The 16745-nt window shown below is 74.0% G+C and carries 6 protein-coding genes; all 6 read right to left on the bottom strand.

The window, feature by feature from the left end:
* Nucleotides 1–8: 8 nt before the first annotated feature.
* The 6 genes from ACWGDB_RS25925 to ACWGDB_RS25950 are packed head-to-tail and all read right to left on the bottom strand — an operon-like array spanning nt 9 to nt 16743.
* On the bottom strand, nt 9–3284 hold the full coding sequence (locus ACWGDB_RS25925; RefSeq protein WP_453824603.1) for a non-ribosomal peptide synthetase: 3276 nt from the start codon (nt 3282–3284) through the stop codon (nt 9–11).
* Nucleotides 3274–7143 (bottom strand): non-ribosomal peptide synthetase, encoded by a 3870-nt coding sequence (locus ACWGDB_RS25930; RefSeq protein WP_453824604.1) that lies wholly within the window; start codon nt 7141–7143, stop codon nt 3274–3276. Before ACWGDB_RS25930 ends, ACWGDB_RS25925 begins: the two co-directional genes overlap by 11 nt.
* Nucleotides 7143–11855 carry an amino acid adenylation domain-containing protein gene (locus ACWGDB_RS25935; RefSeq protein WP_453824605.1) on the bottom strand — a complete coding sequence of 1571 codons (4713 nt, stop codon included), beginning with the start codon at nt 11853–11855 and terminating at the stop codon, nt 7143–7145. The genes ACWGDB_RS25930 and ACWGDB_RS25935 overlap by 1 nt, the downstream gene beginning before the upstream one ends.
* Before the next feature lie 34 nt (nt 11856–11889).
* Nucleotides 11890–12957: a MupA/Atu3671 family FMN-dependent luciferase-like monooxygenase gene (locus ACWGDB_RS25940; protein ID WP_453824606.1), complete on the bottom strand. Its 1068-nt coding sequence runs from the start codon at nt 12955–12957 to the stop codon at nt 11890–11892.
* The gene (locus ACWGDB_RS25945; RefSeq protein WP_453824607.1) at nt 12948–16544 is read right to left on the bottom strand and encodes an amino acid adenylation domain-containing protein; all 3597 of its coding nucleotides are present in this window, start codon (nt 16542–16544) and stop codon (nt 12948–12950) included. The genes ACWGDB_RS25940 and ACWGDB_RS25945 overlap by 10 nt, the downstream gene beginning before the upstream one ends.
* Complete coding sequence (locus ACWGDB_RS25950; RefSeq protein ID WP_453824608.1) at nt 16537–16743, bottom strand: MbtH family protein; 207 nt, start codon at nt 16741–16743, stop codon at nt 16537–16539. The genes ACWGDB_RS25945 and ACWGDB_RS25950 overlap by 8 nt, the downstream gene beginning before the upstream one ends.
* Nucleotides 16744–16745: the final 2 nt, after the last annotated feature.

Genomic DNA, 16745 nt, shown 5'->3' on the forward strand with positions numbered 1-16745 from the left:
CTCGGTCGTCATCGCGTCGTGCCTTTCCTGGAACGGATCTTCTGCAGGGCCGCCCGGCGGTCGCTGCCGCGCCGGGCCGCCTCCTCGCGGGGTGCGGTGTTCTCGGCCGTACTGTCGAGGTGGGCCGCCACGGCAGCCACCGTCGGATGCCGGAAGAGGTCGACGAGGGTGAGGCCCCGGTGCTCCGGGTGCTCCTGGAGCGCCGCGAGCACCGCCAGCAGCCGTACCGAATTCCCGCCGAGGTCGAAGAAGTTGTCGTGCACGCCGACCCGGTCCAGGGTCAGCACCCGCTGCCAGACCCCGGCCACGCGCTGCTCGGTCGCGCTGCCCGGAGCGGCGTACGACTCGCTCAACGCCGGCCGTGACGAGGAGGGTTCGGGAAGCCGGGACCGGTCGATCTTGCCGGAGCGGTTCAGGGGCAGCTCCGGCAGGCGTACGAAGACATCCGGGACCATGTAGCCGGGGAGCCGCTGCGCCAAGTGGGCACGCAGCACCGCGTCCGGCATCTCCGCGGTGGTGACCACGTACGCCACCAGCCGCTGCTCGGCACCGTCCCCGCGCACCGCGGCCGCGGCCACCGTGACATCGGCATGCCCTGCCAGCAGGGCCTCGATCTCGCCCAGCTCGATCCGGTAGCCGCGCAGCTTCACCTGGGAGTCCCCGCGGCCGAGGTAGTGCAGCACGTCGTGCGCGTCGACACGGCACAGGTCCCCGGTGCGGTACATCCTGCTGCCGGGCGGGCCGTACGGGTCGGCGACGAAGCGTTCGGCCGTCATTCCGGGCTGGCCGATGTAGCCGCGGGCCAGCGTGGCCCCGGCGACGTACAGCTCGCCGGTAACGCCGACCGGGACCGGGCGCAGCCGGCGGTCCAGTACGTAGGCGCGGGAGCCGGGGACGGTGTGACCGATCACCACCGGCTCGCCCGGACGCAGATCGGCCGTGGTGGAGTACACCGTGGCCTCGCTGGGGCCGTACGCGTTGACGATCCGGCGGCCCTCCTCGCCGAGCCGCTCCACCAGCTCGGCCGGGCACGCCTCGCCGCCGACCGCGAGCGTGCGCAGCTCGGGCAGGGCGCCCGGGGCGCGGGGCAGGGTCATCGCGGCGGACGGCGGCAGGAAGACGTAAGTGATGCGGGAGTCCCTGAGCCGTGCCTGAAGCGCCTCGCCGAGTCGCTCGTCCTCCCGCGCGATGTGCAGTTCCGCGCCCGCGACCCAGGGGAAGAACAGGTCGGACACGGCCACGTCGAAGCCGAACGACACGAACTGGAGGACGCGGTCCTCGGCGGTCACCGGGAACACGAGGCGCACGTTCGTCGCGAGGTTCAGCAGCGAGCGGTGCTCGACGGCGACGCCCTTCGGGACGCCGGTGGAGCCGGATGTGTAGAGGACGTAGGCGAGGTCGCCGGGGGCGCACGCCACCGGGGGCTGCGCGGGTGCCGTGTCCGTGTCCTCGTCGACCCGCAGTTCCGGTACGTCCGTCCCGGCCAGGCCTGTCGTCTCCACCGCCGTCAGCAGCAGGGACGTGCCCGAGTCGGCGATCATGTAGGCGAGGCGGGCCGCCGGATGCGCCGGGTCCAGGGGTACGTACGCGGCGCCGGCGCGGAGCACCGCGAGGGCGGCCATGCCCATGTCGGCACCCCTCGGCAGCAGCAGGCCGACCCGGTCGCCGGGGCGTACGCCGTGCTCGCGCAGGCGGGCCGCGAGGGTGTCGGCGCGCTCGAGCAGTTCGCGGTACGTCAGGCGCAGGTCGCCGCAGACCAGGGCGGTGGCCTCCGGCTGCTCGGCGGCGCGGTCCGCCACGAGGTCGGGTACCAGGTGCGCCTTGGGGGGTGCCGCGTTGTGTCGTACGGCGGCTGCGGGTTCGTTGTGGCTGGTCGCGCAGTTCCCCGCGCCCCTGTGGGGCGCGTTGTCGTGCAGGGCGAGAAGACGTTCCGCCTCGTCCTCCGGGAGCATGTCGACCGTCGACAGTGGGGCGTCCGGCGTGTCCAGCAAGCCCCCCACCAGCGTCTCGAAGCACCGCACCCACCGGCGTACCGTCTCCGCCTCGAACAGGGCGCTGCGGTGGATGAGATACGCGGCGAGGTCCTCGCCCCAGCGCTCCACCTGGAGGTGGAAGTCGAACTTCGCGGTGTCCAGGCCGACATGGACGCGCTCGGTCTCGGCGCCGGCCAGGCGCAGCGTCAGTTCGGTGTCGTCGTCGTAGCCGAAGACCACCTGGACGACCGGGTCGTGGCTGATCTCGCGGGCGGGGGCGACCGCGTTCACGACGGCCTCGAAGGGGGCGTCCTGGTACGGCTGGGAGTCCAGCAGGGCGGTGCGCAGGCGGTCGATCAGGTCGTGGTACGACGGGTCGCCGGACAGGTCGATCCGCAGGGCCAGGGTGTTGGTCAGCATGCCGACCAGGTCCTGGAGTTCCGGACGGTCCCGGCCGGAGACGGGGAAACCGATCACCAGGTCCTCGGCGCCCGACAGCCGGCTCACGAACGCGGCGTACGCGGCGAAGACCGCCATGAACGGCGTACCGCCGCGTGCCCGTGCCGTCTCGGCGATCCGCTCGCGGACCCCGGCCGGCAACGTGAACCGTTCGGTGCCGCCCGCCGCCGAACGGACCGCACCGCGCGGCCGGTCCAAGGGCAGCGGGACCGTCCCGGCGGCGCCCCGCAGCCGCTCGGCCCAGTACGCGACGGAGCCGGCGTACTCGCCGTTCGCCTGCCGCTCGCGCTGCCAGGACGCGAAGTCCGGGAACTGAAGGGCGAGTTCGGGCAGCGTATGGGCCAGGCCCTTGGTCTCGTTCTCGTAGCCGGCCGACAGCTCCCGCAGCAGCACGCCCAGCGACCAGCCGTCGCAGACCAGGTGGTGGGCGACGAGCAGGATGCGGTGGCTGCCGTCGGCCACGGCGTACAGCGTGCAGCGCAGCAGCGGGCCGGTCGTCACGTCGAAGGGGCGCGCGGCCTCCGCGCGCATCCGGGCGTCCACCTCGGCCACGGGGACATCGCGCTCCACGCGCGGCTCGGCCCGCCCGGCCGCCGACACGATCTGCAGCGGCACTCCGTCGGTGCCGGTACGGAACACCGTGCGCAGCGACTCGTGCCGGACGACGAGCGCGTCGAGGGCACGGCCGAAGGCGGCCGTGTCGAAGGGCCCGTGCACGGCGAAGGCGGCGGGCACGTGGTAGGTCGCGCTGCCCGGGTCCATGTGGTCCAGGACGAGCAGCCGGGCCTGCGCGTCCGAGGTCGGGAACTCGTACTCCTCAGTGGTCCCGGTACCGATGTCGTCAGCGTCCATCTGCCTGTGCTCCGTCCCCCGTGCGGTCCCTTGCCAGTACGTTCTCCACGGCCGTGGCGATCTCGCCGACCGGCCCCGCCGTGAGCACATCGCTGTGCTCGCAGTCCAGTTCGTGCACGTCCACCCCGGCCGAGCAGGCCTGCCACGCCGCGTCCTTCTCCTCGGTCGTGGCCTCCGCCGTGCGGGTGGCCGAGAAGAGGGTCACGCGACCGTCGTACGGCGACGGCCGCCAGGCGCGGGCCAGCTCGATGTACCGCTCCATGGCGGCGACCAGGGTGTCGAGGCGCCGTTCGTCCAGGTCGGCCAGCAGGGCGCTGTGCGCGTGGACGCGGGCGACGACCTCGGCCCGCTCCAGCGGCCCCGGCCCGGCCGCAACCCCGGGCAGCGCGTTGCGCAGCAGGTTGTCCAGCGCGGACTGCTCCACGACCGCCGGGTCCAGCGGTACGCGTGCCACCTCGGGCGGCTTCGGCATCGCGTCCAGTACGGCGACGAGCCCGACCTGCTCGCCGGCCGCGCGCAGCCGCACCGCCAGCTCATGGGCGATGGGCCCGCCGAAGGACCGGCCGAGCAGCAGATACGGCCCGTGCGGCCGCACCGCCCGGATGCGCGACACGTAGCTCTCTGCCAACTCCGCCATCGTCCGAGGCAGTTGTTCGCCCTGCAGCACCGGCGTCTGCAACGCGTACACCGGCCGCCCGGGCGCGAGGTGCGGCAGCAGTGCCGCGTACGCCCAGCCGAGCCCCAGCCCCGGGTGCAGACAGAACAGCGGGGGCAGGTCGCCCTCGCGGCGCAGGGTGAGCAGCGGGGCGTAGGCGTCGTCGTCCCGGTCCTCCGCCTGCCCTGTCGCCAGGCGCGCGGCGAGCGCGGCGGGTGTGGGCGCCTCGAACAGCACGGCCGGGGGCACCCGGATACCCAGCTCCGCCTGGATCCTCGCGGTCAGACGCAGGGCGAGCAGCGAGTGGCCGCCGTGCGCGAAGAAGTCGGCGTCGGGGCCGAGCCCGTCGACGCCCAGCACCTGCCCGAACAGCGCGCACAACCGCTGCTCGCGCCCCGGCCGGGCGATCCGCCTCCCACTGTCCCGACGGCCTCCCTCCGGCTCGGGCTCGGGCAGCGCGGCCCGGTCGACCTTGCCGTGCACGGTCAGCGGGACGGCGTCCAGGCGGGCCCACGCCGACGGCAGCAGATGCGCGGGCAGCGTGCGCGCCGCGTGCTCCCGTACGAGGTCCAGGTCGCCGCCCACGACATACGCGACCAGCCGCTTGCCGCCGTCCGGCCCGGGGCGCGCGGCGACCACGGCCCGCTCCACACCCGGGCAGCCGGCCAGGGCGGCCTCCACCTCGCCGGGCTCGATCCGGAAGCCGCGCACCTTGACCTGGTCGTCACCGCGGCCCATGAACTCCAGGTCACCGCCCGCGAGCCGGCGCACCAGATCGCCCGTGCGGTACATCCGTGCGCCGGGCGGGCCGTACGGATCGGCGACGAAACGCTCGGCGGTTCGGCCGGGGCGGTTCAGGTACCCGTGGGCGAGCCCGGCACCGGCGACGTACAGCTCGCCGACCGTTCCCACCGGTACCGGGCGCAGGAGGTGGTCGAGGACGTGGGCGCGGGTGTTGTCGAGGGGCCGGCCGATCGGCACGGACGCGCCGATGTCACCGGTCACACCGTGGGCCGTGGCGAACACCGTGGTCTCGGTGGGGCCGTAGCCGTTGACGACCCGGGTGCCGGGGCACAGTTCACGCACCCGGCGCACCGCCTCGGGCGCGAGGACGTCCCCGCCCGCCCACACCTCACGCACGCTGCCGAGCACCTCGGGCGCGATCTCCGCGACGGTGCGCAGGAGTTCTGCGGTGAGCCATACGGCCGTGACACGCGCTTCGGGCAGCAGCCTCTTGAGCACGTCAGGGGTGACGGGGCCGGGCGGGGCGACCACCACGGTGCCGCCGTTCAGCAGGGGCACCCACGTCTCGTAGGTCGCGGCGTCGAAGGTGTGCGGGCTGTGCAGGAGGACGCGCTCGTGAGCGCCGCCCGTGAAGCGGGAGTCGGCGGCGAGTTCGACGACGGCCCGGTGCGGGGTGACGATGCCCTTCGGTTCGCCCGTCGAGCCGGAGGTGTACATCACGCAGGCCGGAGACCCGGGCTGTACGGGGGGCATCGGCGGGTGTGCGGTGGCGTCGGGTTCGCGAAGGTCCAACGTCCGTACGCCATCCGGCAGATCCACCTCCGTGCCGACCATCGCCATCCGCGCGTCCGCCGCCTTCACCAGCGCCGCCAACCGTCCCGCCGGAGCCTCCGGATCCAGCGGCAGACAGCACGCGCCCGCCTTCAGCACGGCCAGCTGCGCGACGACCATGGACACGGACCGTGCCAGCGGCAGGGCCACGGCGTCGCCGGGCCGTACCCCCGCCTCCCGGAGCCGACCCGCCAGCGCGTGGGACGCCGCGTCGAGACCGCCGTACGTCAGCACCTCGCCGTCGGACTCGACGGCGGGTGCGTCGGGCGTACGGGCCACCTGCTCGGCGAAGCGCCCGGGGATGCTCAACGTCTCGGGCGCCGGACGCACCGGCCCGTCGGAGAGGGCGAGCAACTGCCGCCGTTCCTGTGGCGGGAGGACGTCGAGCCGGTCGGCCGGCGACCCGTGCGCGCAGGTCAGCGCCTCCAGGGCGTGCGCCAGGCGGGCGCCGATCGTGGCCGCAGAGATGCCCCGGCGGCAGCTGACCCGCAGCAGCATCCGTTCGCCGGCGACGACGGCGACGGTCACCGGGTAGTGCGTCGCGTCCCGTGTCTCGACCAGCTCGACGGCCGGGGCGCGCCCTTCGGAACGCGGGAAGTTCTCGAACGCCAGGACCGTGTCGAAGAGTTCGCCCGCGCCGGCCGCCCGCTGCACCTGCGAGAGCCGTACGTGGTGGTACGGCGCCAGCCGCAACTGCTCGTCCTGGACGCGGGCCAGCAGTCCGTCGACGTCCTCGCCGGGGCGCAGCCCGATCCGCACGGGCAGCGTGTTGATGAACAGCCCCACCATCCGCTCGACACCGGGCAGATCGTGCGGCCGCCCGGAGACGACCGCGCCGAACACCAGGTCCTCGGCGCCGGTCATCCGGGCCAGCACCAGGGCCCAGGCGGTCTGCGCGACGGTGTTGACGGTGACACCGGCGTCCGCGGCACGTCGGGTGACGGCCGCCGTCAGCTCGGGTGTCAGCTCGATGTCGACCGTGTCCTCGCGGCCGTCGGGCCCCTGCGGCGACAGCAACGCGGGCCGCGTCGGGCCGCCCAGCGCCTCGCGCCAGGCAGCTTCCGCGCGGACCTGGTCCTGACCGTTCAGCCAGACCAGGTACTGCTTGAAGGGAGCGGCGGGTGAGAGCTCCCCGGTACCCGCCACCAGCGCCTCCAGATCCCGCGCGAGCAACGGCAACGACCAGCCGTCCAGCAGGATGTGGTGGAAGGTCAGCAGCAGATCCGCACCCTCGTCGTGCCGCGCCAGGGTGGCCCGTACCAAGGGCGGCCGGGCCGGATCGAAGCGCCGGTGCCGGTCCTCGGCCATGAGGCGGGCAAGCTCCGCCTCCGTCTCGTCCGGTGTACGCCCGGTGTGGTCGGTCTGCGTCCAGGGCAGCTTCACCGCACGCGGGATCACCTGCACCGGCCGGTCGACGTGCTCGTGCCGGAAGCACGCCCGCAGATTCGGATACCGCTCCAGCAGCCCGGCCACCCCGGCCCGCACCGCCTCGGCCGTGACACCGGGGGCGATCCGGAACCGCGCCTGCACCAGATACGGGTCGGGGCCCTCCGGATCACGCAGGGCGTGGAAGAGCAGCCCCTCCTGCGCGGGGGAAAGCGGAAGCACGTCCGCGATACGGCCGCCCATCAGTCGTCCCCCTCGCTGTCCTCGTCGGCCGGCTCGAAGTCCAAGTCTTCCTCCAGCAGGGCGAGTTGATCGGAGGACAGGTCGACGAGCGGGAAGTCGGAGCTGGTGTGGCCGCCGGTGCCGTCCCGGCGGGTGTGCTCGACCAGCACCTCGATCGCCTCGCACCACAGCCGGGCCAGCGCCAGGACCTCGTCCTCGCCGAGCTCGCCACGCGCGTACGAGAATCCGGCGCTGAGACACAGCCGCCCGGAATCCCGTTCCGTGACCAGCGCGTCGACCTCCACCGCGTGTCCGAGCGGCAGCGCCTCCGTGGCCATGCCGAGCAGCTCGCCGTCGGCCGTGTCGTCGCCGGAGAACCGGCCCAGGTAGTTGAAGCGCAGGTCGGGGACGGGCAGTGCGGCCAGCTTCGGGGCCGTGTCCGGGTTGAGGTGGCGCAGCAGACCCCAGCCGAGGCCGCCCGAGGGGACCGCCCGCAGCTGCTCCTTGATCTGCTTGAGCGCCTCTCCGGCCGCGTCCCGCACGGGCTGCCAGAAGTCCGGGCCGAGCGCGCTGCCCGCGTCCACCCGGACCGGGTACTGGGTGGTGAACCAGCCGACCGTACGAGAGACGTCGGCCGGCGTGGAGAGTGCCTCACGGCCGTGGCCCTCCAGGTGGACCAGCAGGCCGGAGCCCTCGCCCCGGCGCCGTACCGCGGCGGCGGCCAGCGCCGTCAGCAGCACGGCGTCCGGGCCGCAGTGGAAGGCCGCGGTCACCTCGGACAGGGCAGCCTCGGTGACCTCGGGTGTCAGCTCGACGGTGAGCACGGCACGGCTTGCCCCGACACCGCGCCCGCCGGCGATCCGCGCGTCCGGGCCGGTCAGCATCCGCTCCCACCAGGCGGACTCCACATCGGCAAGCTCGGGCCGCACCGCCTCCTGCGCCAGCAGGCCGGCCCAGCGCGCGAAGGAGGTGCCCGCGCTCTCCGGCAGCCGCTCCCCGGCCAGCCCGGCGGCCAGTTCGGGACCCAGCAGCCGCCAGGACACCCCGTCCACCGCCAGATGGTGCACCGTCAGCAGGAGCAACCCCGGCTGCCCGGCAGCAGCGGCCAGCCAGGTCGCCCGCAGCATCTCGCCCCTCTCCGGGTCGAGCCGCACCGACGCCGCCAACTCCTCGGCCGTTACCCGCAGATCGGCACCGACCGGCACTCCGACACGGTCGACGGCCGCCCCGGGAATGTCCTCGGGAACCTCCAACTCCCCGTCCACGAGACGCATCCGCAGCACACCGTGCCGCCCGACCAGCCCGCGCACCGCCTCCTCGACACGCTCCGGGGTCACGTCCCGCGGCACCGGGAACACCATCGACTGCGTGAACGCCGCCGCGTCCCCGCCGCCCTGCTCACGCCACCAGCGCATGACCGGCGTGAGCGGGAAGCGCCCGGTGCCGGAGTCCGGGCCCGCATCCGCGCCGAGTCCCGCCACCTCCCGCGCCGTCAGTGCCAGTGCGGCCGGCGTACGGGCCGTGAAGACGTCACGCGGCGTGATGCCGAGTCCCGCCCCCGAAGCCCGCCCGGCCAGCTGGATCGCCATGATGCTGTCGCCGCCGAGCCGGAAGAAGTCGTCATCGGCACCGACCCGTTCGACACCGAGCACCTCCTCGAACAGGGCGCACAGGGTGACTTCTCGAACGCCTTCCGGCGCCCGCCCGGCACGATCGGGCCGCGTTCCCGGCGCGGGCAGCGCCGCCCGGTCCAGCTTGCCGTTGGGCGCAAGCGGCAGCGCCCCCAGCACCACCACGTCGGCCGGCACCATGCCGGCGGGCAACCGCCCGGCGGCGTACGCCAGCAGGGCGTCCGGCGCCGGTTCCCTGCCGGCCGCGCCGACGACGTACGCGACGAGCCGCGGCCTGCCCGGCCGGTCCTCCCGTACGACGGCCACGGCCTGCTCCACCGACGGATGCCCGCCGAGGACGGCCGCGATCTCGCCGGGCTCGATCCGCTGCCCCCGGATCTTCACCTGGTCGTCGGACCGGCCCAGGTACTCCAGTTGCCCGTCGTCACGCCGCCGGGCCAGGTCACCGGTGCGGTACATGCGCGCGCCGGGTTCCCCGTACGGGTCGGCGACGAACCGCTCGGCGGTCGCCCCCGGCCGGCCCAGATAGCCGTACGCCACCCCCGGCCCCGCCAGATACAGCTCGCCGCTCACCCCGGGCGGCACCGGCCGCAGCCGCCCGTCGAGCACGTACGCGCGCGTGCCCGGCAGCGGGGCGCCGATGGGCGGGGCCGTGCCGTCGCCGGTCAGCGGGCCGGAGACGGTGGCGGCGACGGTGAACTCGGTGGGCCCGTAGGCGTTGTGGAACCGGCGTCCGCCGACCGCCCAGCGGGCCACCAGTTCCGGCGGGCACGCCTCCGCGCCCACGGCCAGCGACCGCAGCGCCGGGTACTCCCCGGCGGGGACCGTCGCCAGCACCGACGGCGGCAGCATCGCGGCGCTGATCCGCAGCCCGGTCAGCACATCGGCCAGCCCCGGCCCGGCGAGCGGCCCCTCGGGCGGCACGACCAGCGTCCCGCCCGAGCCGAACGCCATGCACATCTCGGCCACGGAGATGTCGAACGCGGGCGACCCGAGCTGCAGGATCCTGCTGTCGGGGCCCAGCTCCATCGACTCCGTGAGACCGCGAGCGAGGGCGGCCAGACCGGTGTGCGGGACGAGGACGCCCTTGGGACGCCCGGTGGAACCCGAGGTGTGTATGACATACGCAGGCGTCAGCCCCCTCAAGGGGCGCGGGGAACTGTGCGACAAGCCACGACGGCGCGGCACACGACCACCGGCATTGTGCGGCAATTCCAGTGAATTGCTCAAGACCAGCATCGGCACATCCGTATCGACCGCGGCGCCCTGCTCGCCCACCACCATCAGCACCGGCTTCGCGTCCTCCAGCGCCCCCCGGATCCGCTCGCTCGGATAGTCCGGATCCACCGGCAGATAGGCGGCGCCGACCCGCTGCACGGCCAGCAACGCAGGGACCATCGCCGCCGTGCGCCCCAGCGCAAGGGCCACGACCGCACCGGCCCCCACCCCGTGCTCGGCGAACACCGCGGCCAACCTGTCAACCCGGTCAATGAGTTCGGCGTAGGTCAGCGCCAGCGCCCCGGCCTCCAGCGCAGGCGCGTCCGGCGTACGGACCGCCTGCCGTGCCACCAGGTCGGGTAGCGACACCGGCTCGGGTGCGTCAGGGCCGACGCCGAGCTCCAGCAGCCGCGTCCGGTCGGCCTCCGGAACCAGGCCGACCTCGGCGAGCGGCACCTCGGGGTCGGCGGTGAAGCGGCGCAGCAGCTCCAGGTAGGCGTCCGTCCAGTGACGTACGGTGTCGGCGCCGAAGAGGGCCGTACGGATCTCGAAGCTGCCGTCCATCGCGCCGTCGTCGGCGTCGCGGACGATGCCCACGAGGTCGTGCTCGCCGCCGGTGTGGATCCGCTCGGGCTCGCTGAACTCCCGCAGCGCGGCCACGCTGCGCTGCTGGGTGAGGTGCATGAACACCCACTGGAACAGCGGGGAGCGCCCGGCGCTGCGGTCGGGGGCCACCGTCGAGACGATCCGGCCCACGGGCACGTCGGCGTTGGCCATCAGCTCGGGGAAGTCCGTGGCGAACCGGGACAGCACGTCGGCGAAGGAGTCCCCGGGCCGGATCCGCCAGCGGGTCGGGATGGCGTTCATGACATACCCGATGACCCGCTCCAGGCCCTTGGCGGCCCGGTTGGCGGTCGGGGTGCCGAGCACCATGTCGTCGGCGCCCGTGAGGCGGTGCGCGAGGACCGCGAAGGCCGCCATCAGGACGACGTAGACGGAGGCACCGCGCTCCCGGGCCAGGGCCCGAATCGCCCGGGCGGTCGGGGCGTCGACGCGGAAGGGGATCTGCGCGATGTCGTCGCCGGAGTCGTTGCGGCTGCCCGGCACGGTGAGCGGGCCCGGCGGCTGGGCCAGGTAGCGGCGCCAGAAGTCCAGCCGTGCCGCGAAGACGCCGGCTTCCTCAAGCTCACCCTGCCAGGAGGCGAAGTCGGCGTACTGGATGAGGGGACGGGCCGTGGTCGTACCGCCGCCGCTGCCGGTGGCGTGGTGGGCCTCGGCGAACTCGGCCTGGAGCACGTCGAAGGACCACCAGTCGGCGATGACGTGGTGCAGGCCCAGCATCAGCGTGGTGCGCCGCTCGTCGAGGGTGACGAGGCGGGCCCGCATCAGTGGTCCGCCGGCCAGGTCGAAGGAGCGGCGCCGGAAGGTCTCGAAGGCTTCCGCGATGGTGGTGCCGGTGCCGCGCAGGTCCTCCCGCTCCAGGACGAAACGGTCCTCGGACGGGAAGGTGACGTACAGGGCGCCCGGCTCGCCGCCGAGGCGCGCCCGCAGGATGTCGTGCTGGGACCGGACCAGGGTGAGCGCGGTCTCCAGCCGGTCCGGGTCGACCGGCGCGACCGTCTCGTCGAAGTGGTAGGCGCTGCACAGGTTGAGCGCGGGAGTGCCGGGATACAGCGACTCGTACACCCACAGGTCCTCCTGCGCGGGGCTGAGCCGCACCGGACCGTTCTCGTCCCGGCGCGGCACGACCGCCGGGATCAGACCCAGCTGCCCGGACTCCACGAGCCGGCGCATCAGCCGGACGCGCTGCTCACCGCTGAGCGCGCCGAACCGCTCGGCCATCGAGGCACCGGTCGCCCTGGCCGCCCCCGTCGTCCCCGTCACGCCACGTCCTCCCGGAGTCTCGCGAAATCCCCTGTCACGCCACGTCCTCCCGGAGTTCGGCCAGCCGGTGCAGCCCGGCCAGCACTTCGTCGCGGCCGAGGCCGAAGTCCACGAAGCATGCGACCTCGTCGCAGCCCAGCTCGCGCAGATCGGCGAGCATCTTCCGGCAGGTCCCGGCGGAGCCGAGCAGGCTGCCCCAGGTCAGATAACGGTGGAAGGCGAACTCGGCGAGCAGCACGGTCTGTTCCTCGGTGAGCTCCGCCGTCGCCTTGTCGGCCGTGCGGTTGGCGGTCGTCTGCCGTACGTACGACTGCAGATACCGCTTCAGCGGTACGCCGGCCAGCCGCCGCGCCTCCTCGTCGTCCGCGCCGACGAACGTGTGTGCCATCAGCGTCACCCGGCCGTGCGCGTCGGTGCCGCCCTGGTCGGGGGCGGCGGCGCAGGCCGCGCGATAGCGGGCGATCTTCTCGGCCAGCTCGTCCCGGCTCTGCCCGACGGTCGCCCCGAGTACGCCGGTGCGCAGGCTTCCGGCGGCCTCCCAGGTCACGGGGTTGCCTGAGCTGGTCAGCCACAGGGGCAGGGTCTTCTGGACGGGGCGGGGCTGCGGCAGGACGGCGACCGGGGTGCCGGTGCCGTCGGTGAACTCGGCGGCCTCGCCGGCCCACAGCCGCCGCAGCAGCGGGATGTCCCGGAGCGTCTGCTCGCGCCGGCCGTCGTAGTTGTCCGGGGCCAGCACGAAGTCGGTCGAGTGCCAGCCCGTGGCCGCGGACAGCCCGATCCGGCCGTGCGAGAGGTTGTCGACGACGGCCCAGTCCTCCGCGATCCGCAGCGGATGGTGCAGCGGCAGGATCACGCTGCCCGCCCGGATGTTGATCCGCTCGGTGGCCACCGCGAGCGCCGCGCTGAGCACCGGCGGGCTCGGGAACACCTGGCCCACCTGCTGGAAGTGCCGCTCGGGCGTCCAGATCGCGTGGAAGCCGAGCCGGTCCGCGGTGCGGGCGACCGTGAGGATGTCGTCGTAGGCCTCGCTGTGCCGCGGCACGCCGCCGGCCGGGCTGTCGGCGGGTGTGTCGGCGCCGAAGAACATCACACTCAGGTCCATGGCACCTCCTTCTGACTCGGGTCGTCGGTACGGCCTGTACCGGGGACGTCGGTACGGCTGCCGCGGCCCGGCTGCCGGGGAACGCGCGGTCGGCGCGGGATGGGCGCCGGGGCGGCGGGTGCCTCGGCCGGTGCCCGCTCCAGCTCGGCGGCGAGGGCGGCGACCGTGGGCGAGGTGAACAGCTGGCCGGCCGTCACCGTGCGCCCGGTGCTGGTGAGGCGGGCCGCGACCCGTACCGCGCGCAGCGAGTTGCCGCCGAGCCGGAAGAAGTCGTCATCCGGACCGATGTGCTCCATCCCGAGGACGTCGGACCAGACGGCGGCGATCTCCCGGTGCAGCGCGGAGTCCGTCGGGACGCCTGCCGAGGTCGCGGGGGTGAGGACAGCGTCCCGCGCCGCGTCCGCCCGCCGGGGAGGCTCCGGCAGCTCGAGCCGGGACAGCGGTACGTCCGGCTCGGCGGCCCCCGCGCGCAGCGCCTCGACGACCGCGTCCGCCAGCCACTCGACGAACTCCGGCTCCAGACACGAGGTCCGGTACTCGAAGACCAGCGTCATGCCGTCCGGCGCGCCCGACGCCCCGTGGTCGTCGGTGACGTCGACCAGCAGCTCGAAGCGCGCGGTTCCGGTGCGCAGCGGCTCCACGCCGGACTCGGCGCCGGGCAGGTCCACCTCGGCCCGGGCGTTGTTCTGCAACGCCAGCACGACCTCGGTGAACGGCTGCCGCCCCGGGGGCCGTACCGGGTTGAGCGCTCCCACGACCTCCTCGAACGGCACGTCCTGGTGGGCGAAGGTGTCCAGCGCCGTCTCCCGGGTACGCGCGAGCAGCTGCCGGGCCGTGGGGTCGCCGGAGGCGTCGTTGCGCAGCACCAGCATGTTGACGAAGAACCCGACGACGTCGTCGACCGCGCCGTCGTGCCCCCGCCCGGCGATGGGGGAGCCGACCGCCAGATCCTCGCCGGCCCCCGCACGCACCAGCACGGCGGCGAGGGCGGCGTGCAACGCCATGAAGAGCGTGGCGCCCTCCGCCCGGGCCCCGTCGACGATCAGCGCATGCGCTCGGGCGTCCAGCCGCCGTACGACCGTGGCGGCTTCCCGGCCCGGCACGGCGGGCCTTCCAGGGCGCCGCGGGAGCAGGGGGCCGCCGGTCGGAAGGCCCGCCAATGCCTTGCGCCAGAAGGTGAGGTGGGCCGCGGCGAGCGATCCCGGATCGTCCGCCGAACCCAGCCGCCCCTGCTGCCGGCGGGCGAAATCGGCGTACGGCACCGGCAGCGGGGCGAGCTCCGGCGCGGAGCCGGAGACCCGGGTGGCGTAGGCGCGCGACAGGTCCCGGAAGAGCGGGGGCAGCGACCAGCCGTCACCCGCGATGTGGTGCAGCACAAGCAGCAGCGCGTGCTCGCCCGGCCGGTCCTGGATGCCGAACAGCACGGCGTGCAGGGGAAGTTCGGCAGCGAGGTCGAAACGGTGCCGGGCGGCTTCCGCGACAGCCGTGACCAATTGGCCGGATGTCACGTCGACTTGCCGAAGCCGAGGCAGTGCTTCGGCGCCGACCCGTACCCGCTGCCACGGCTCACCGTCGCGCTCCTCGAAGACCGTACGCAGCGCCGTCTGCCGGGCGGCCACGTCCCCGAGAGCGGCCCGAAGAGCCTCCGGATCGACCGTGCCGCGCAGCCGCACCAGCACCGGAAGCGTGTAGGCGTTACCCGCGTCGACCTGGTCGAGGAACCAGAGGCGGCGCTGGGCGTACGACAGGGGCAGCGCATCCCCCTCCGGGGCGACTGCGGGCTCCTCGACCCTCCCTGCCTCCGCCTTGCAGGCCTTCTCCACATACGGCACCAGCGCCGCCGGCGTCCGGCACTCGAACAGCGTCCGTACGCCGATCCCGGCGCCCAGCGTCGACTGGATCCGCCCCAGCAGCCGCGCCACCGTCAGCGAGTTGCCGCCGAGCGCGAAGAAGTCGTCCTCGGGGCCGATCGACGCCACCCCCAGCACCTCGGAGAACAGCTCGCACAGCGCCCCCTCGACCGGGCCGGACGGCTGTCGTGCCGACGCCGACGCGAGGGAGCCGGTGATGGGGCCGGGCTCCGGCAGGGCGGCGCGGTCCAGCTTGCCGTTGGGGGTGAGGGGCAGGGCGTCGAGGACCACGAAGGCGGCCGGGACGAGATAGTCGGCCAGGACGCGCGTCGCGTGGTCCCGCAGTTCCGCTGCCGGCAGCTGTTGCCGATGACCTTCCCGAGGGACGACGTACGCGATCAGCCGCTTGTCACCCGTGGCGTCGGGACGGGCGACCACGGCGGCCCGGACCACGCCCGGATGGCCGGTCAGCACCGTCTCCACCTCGCCGGGCTCCACCCGAAACCCGCGGATCTTCACCTGCGCGTCGGCCCGCCCCAAATACTCCAGCACTCCGTCCGCCCGGCGCCGCACCAGGTCACCGGTGCGGTACATCCGGCCACCGGCGGGCCCGTACGGGTCGGCCACGAACCGCTCGGCCGTCAACTCGCGGCGGCCGCAGTAGCCGAGGGCGACGCCCGCCCCGGCGGCGTACAGCTCACCCGTCTCCCCGTCGGCGACCGGCCGCAGCCGCTCGTCGAGCACCCGGAGTCGTTTGCCGGCCAGCGGGCGGCCGATCGGCACCGGGCTGCCGTCCCGTACCTCGTCGGCGGTGACCGGATGGACGGTCAGGAAGACCATGCCCTCGACCGGGCCGTAGCCGTTGCTCAGCCGCAGCGCGGGGTGGCGCTCCAGGGCGCGGGCCGCGTGCGCGGGCGACAACGGTTCGCCTCCGACGATCAGTTCGCGTACACCGGCGAGGGCCCGCGGGTACTCGTCGACGATCACGTGGAAGAGGGAGGCGGAGAGGTACAGGGAGGTGACGGCGTGCCGCTCGACCAGACCGGCCATCACCACCGGGTCGGGGCGCCGGCCCGGGTGCAGTACGCACAGACCGCCGTTCAGCAGCGGACCCCACAGCTCCATCGCGAACGCGTCCCAGGACACGGGGGAGCACTGCAGCCAGACCGCGCCGGGCCCGAACGACGCGAAGTCCTGCCCGGTCAGTGTCCCGGTGATCGCGGCGTGGGAGGCGACGATGCCCTTCGGGCGGCCGGTGGAGCCGGAGGTGAACATCACGCAGGCCGGGTCCTGCGGCCGTACCTCCACGGTGCCGCGCCGCAGTGGCCCGGCCTGTTCGGCGTCCTCCACGGTCACCGACCCGACCGCGGATAAGGGCTGTTGGGAGCCACGCCGGGACACCACCAGCGCGACGCCCGCGTCGGCCGCCATCCCGCGCAGCCGTTCCGCCGGAAAGCCCGGGTCGAGCATCGCGTAGCCGGCACCGGCCTTGAGCGTGCCGAGCAGTGCCGCCACCATCTCGGCGGACCGCTCCAGATGAACGCCCACCAGGGCTCCCGGCCGTACGCCGTGGTCCCGCAGCAGCCCGGCCAACCGGTCGGCCCGCGCGTCGAGTTCGCCGTAGCTCAGCCGCTGGTCGCCGGACACCAGCGCGGTCGCCGCCGGTGTCCGCCGGGCCTGTTCCTCGAAGAGTTCATGCACGCCGTGCAACGCCCCCGTTGCGTTCGTCTCAGGCATCGGAGGCCGTGCGGGTGGGACATATGTCCGTCCAGCGGTCTTCGACGAAGGCGAGGCAGTCCGCGCGGCTGCTCGCGGTCAGGGCAACGTCCCACCCGTCCGGCACGGTGATCCCGTCGGGCCACAGCGAGAACTGGCCCTCGGCGTTGGTGAGTACGAGGTAGGTGCCGCTCTCGTCCTCGAACGGATTGGTGGTCATGG

The sequence above is a fragment of the Streptomyces sp. NPDC055013 genome, assembly GCF_053608645.1.

Bases quoted from the DNA above. Each gene is read 5' to 3' on its own strand.
- ACWGDB_RS25945 (WP_453824607.1), bottom strand. From the start codon at position 16,544: ATGCCTGAGACGAACGCAACGGGGGCGTTGCACGGCGTGCATGAACTC.
- ACWGDB_RS25930 (WP_453824604.1), bottom strand. From the start codon at position 7,143: ATGGGCGGCCGTATCGCGGACGTGCTTCCGCTTTCCCCCGCGCAGGAG.
- ACWGDB_RS25925 (WP_453824603.1), bottom strand. From the start codon at position 3,284: ATGGACGCTGACGACATCGGTACCGGGACCACTGAGGAGTACGAGTTC.
- ACWGDB_RS25950 (WP_453824608.1), bottom strand. From the start codon at position 16,743: ATGACCACCAATCCGTTCGAGGACGAGAGCGGCACCTACCTCGTACTC.
- ACWGDB_RS25940 (WP_453824606.1), bottom strand. From the start codon at position 12,957: ATGGACCTGAGTGTGATGTTCTTCGGCGCCGACACACCCGCCGACAGC.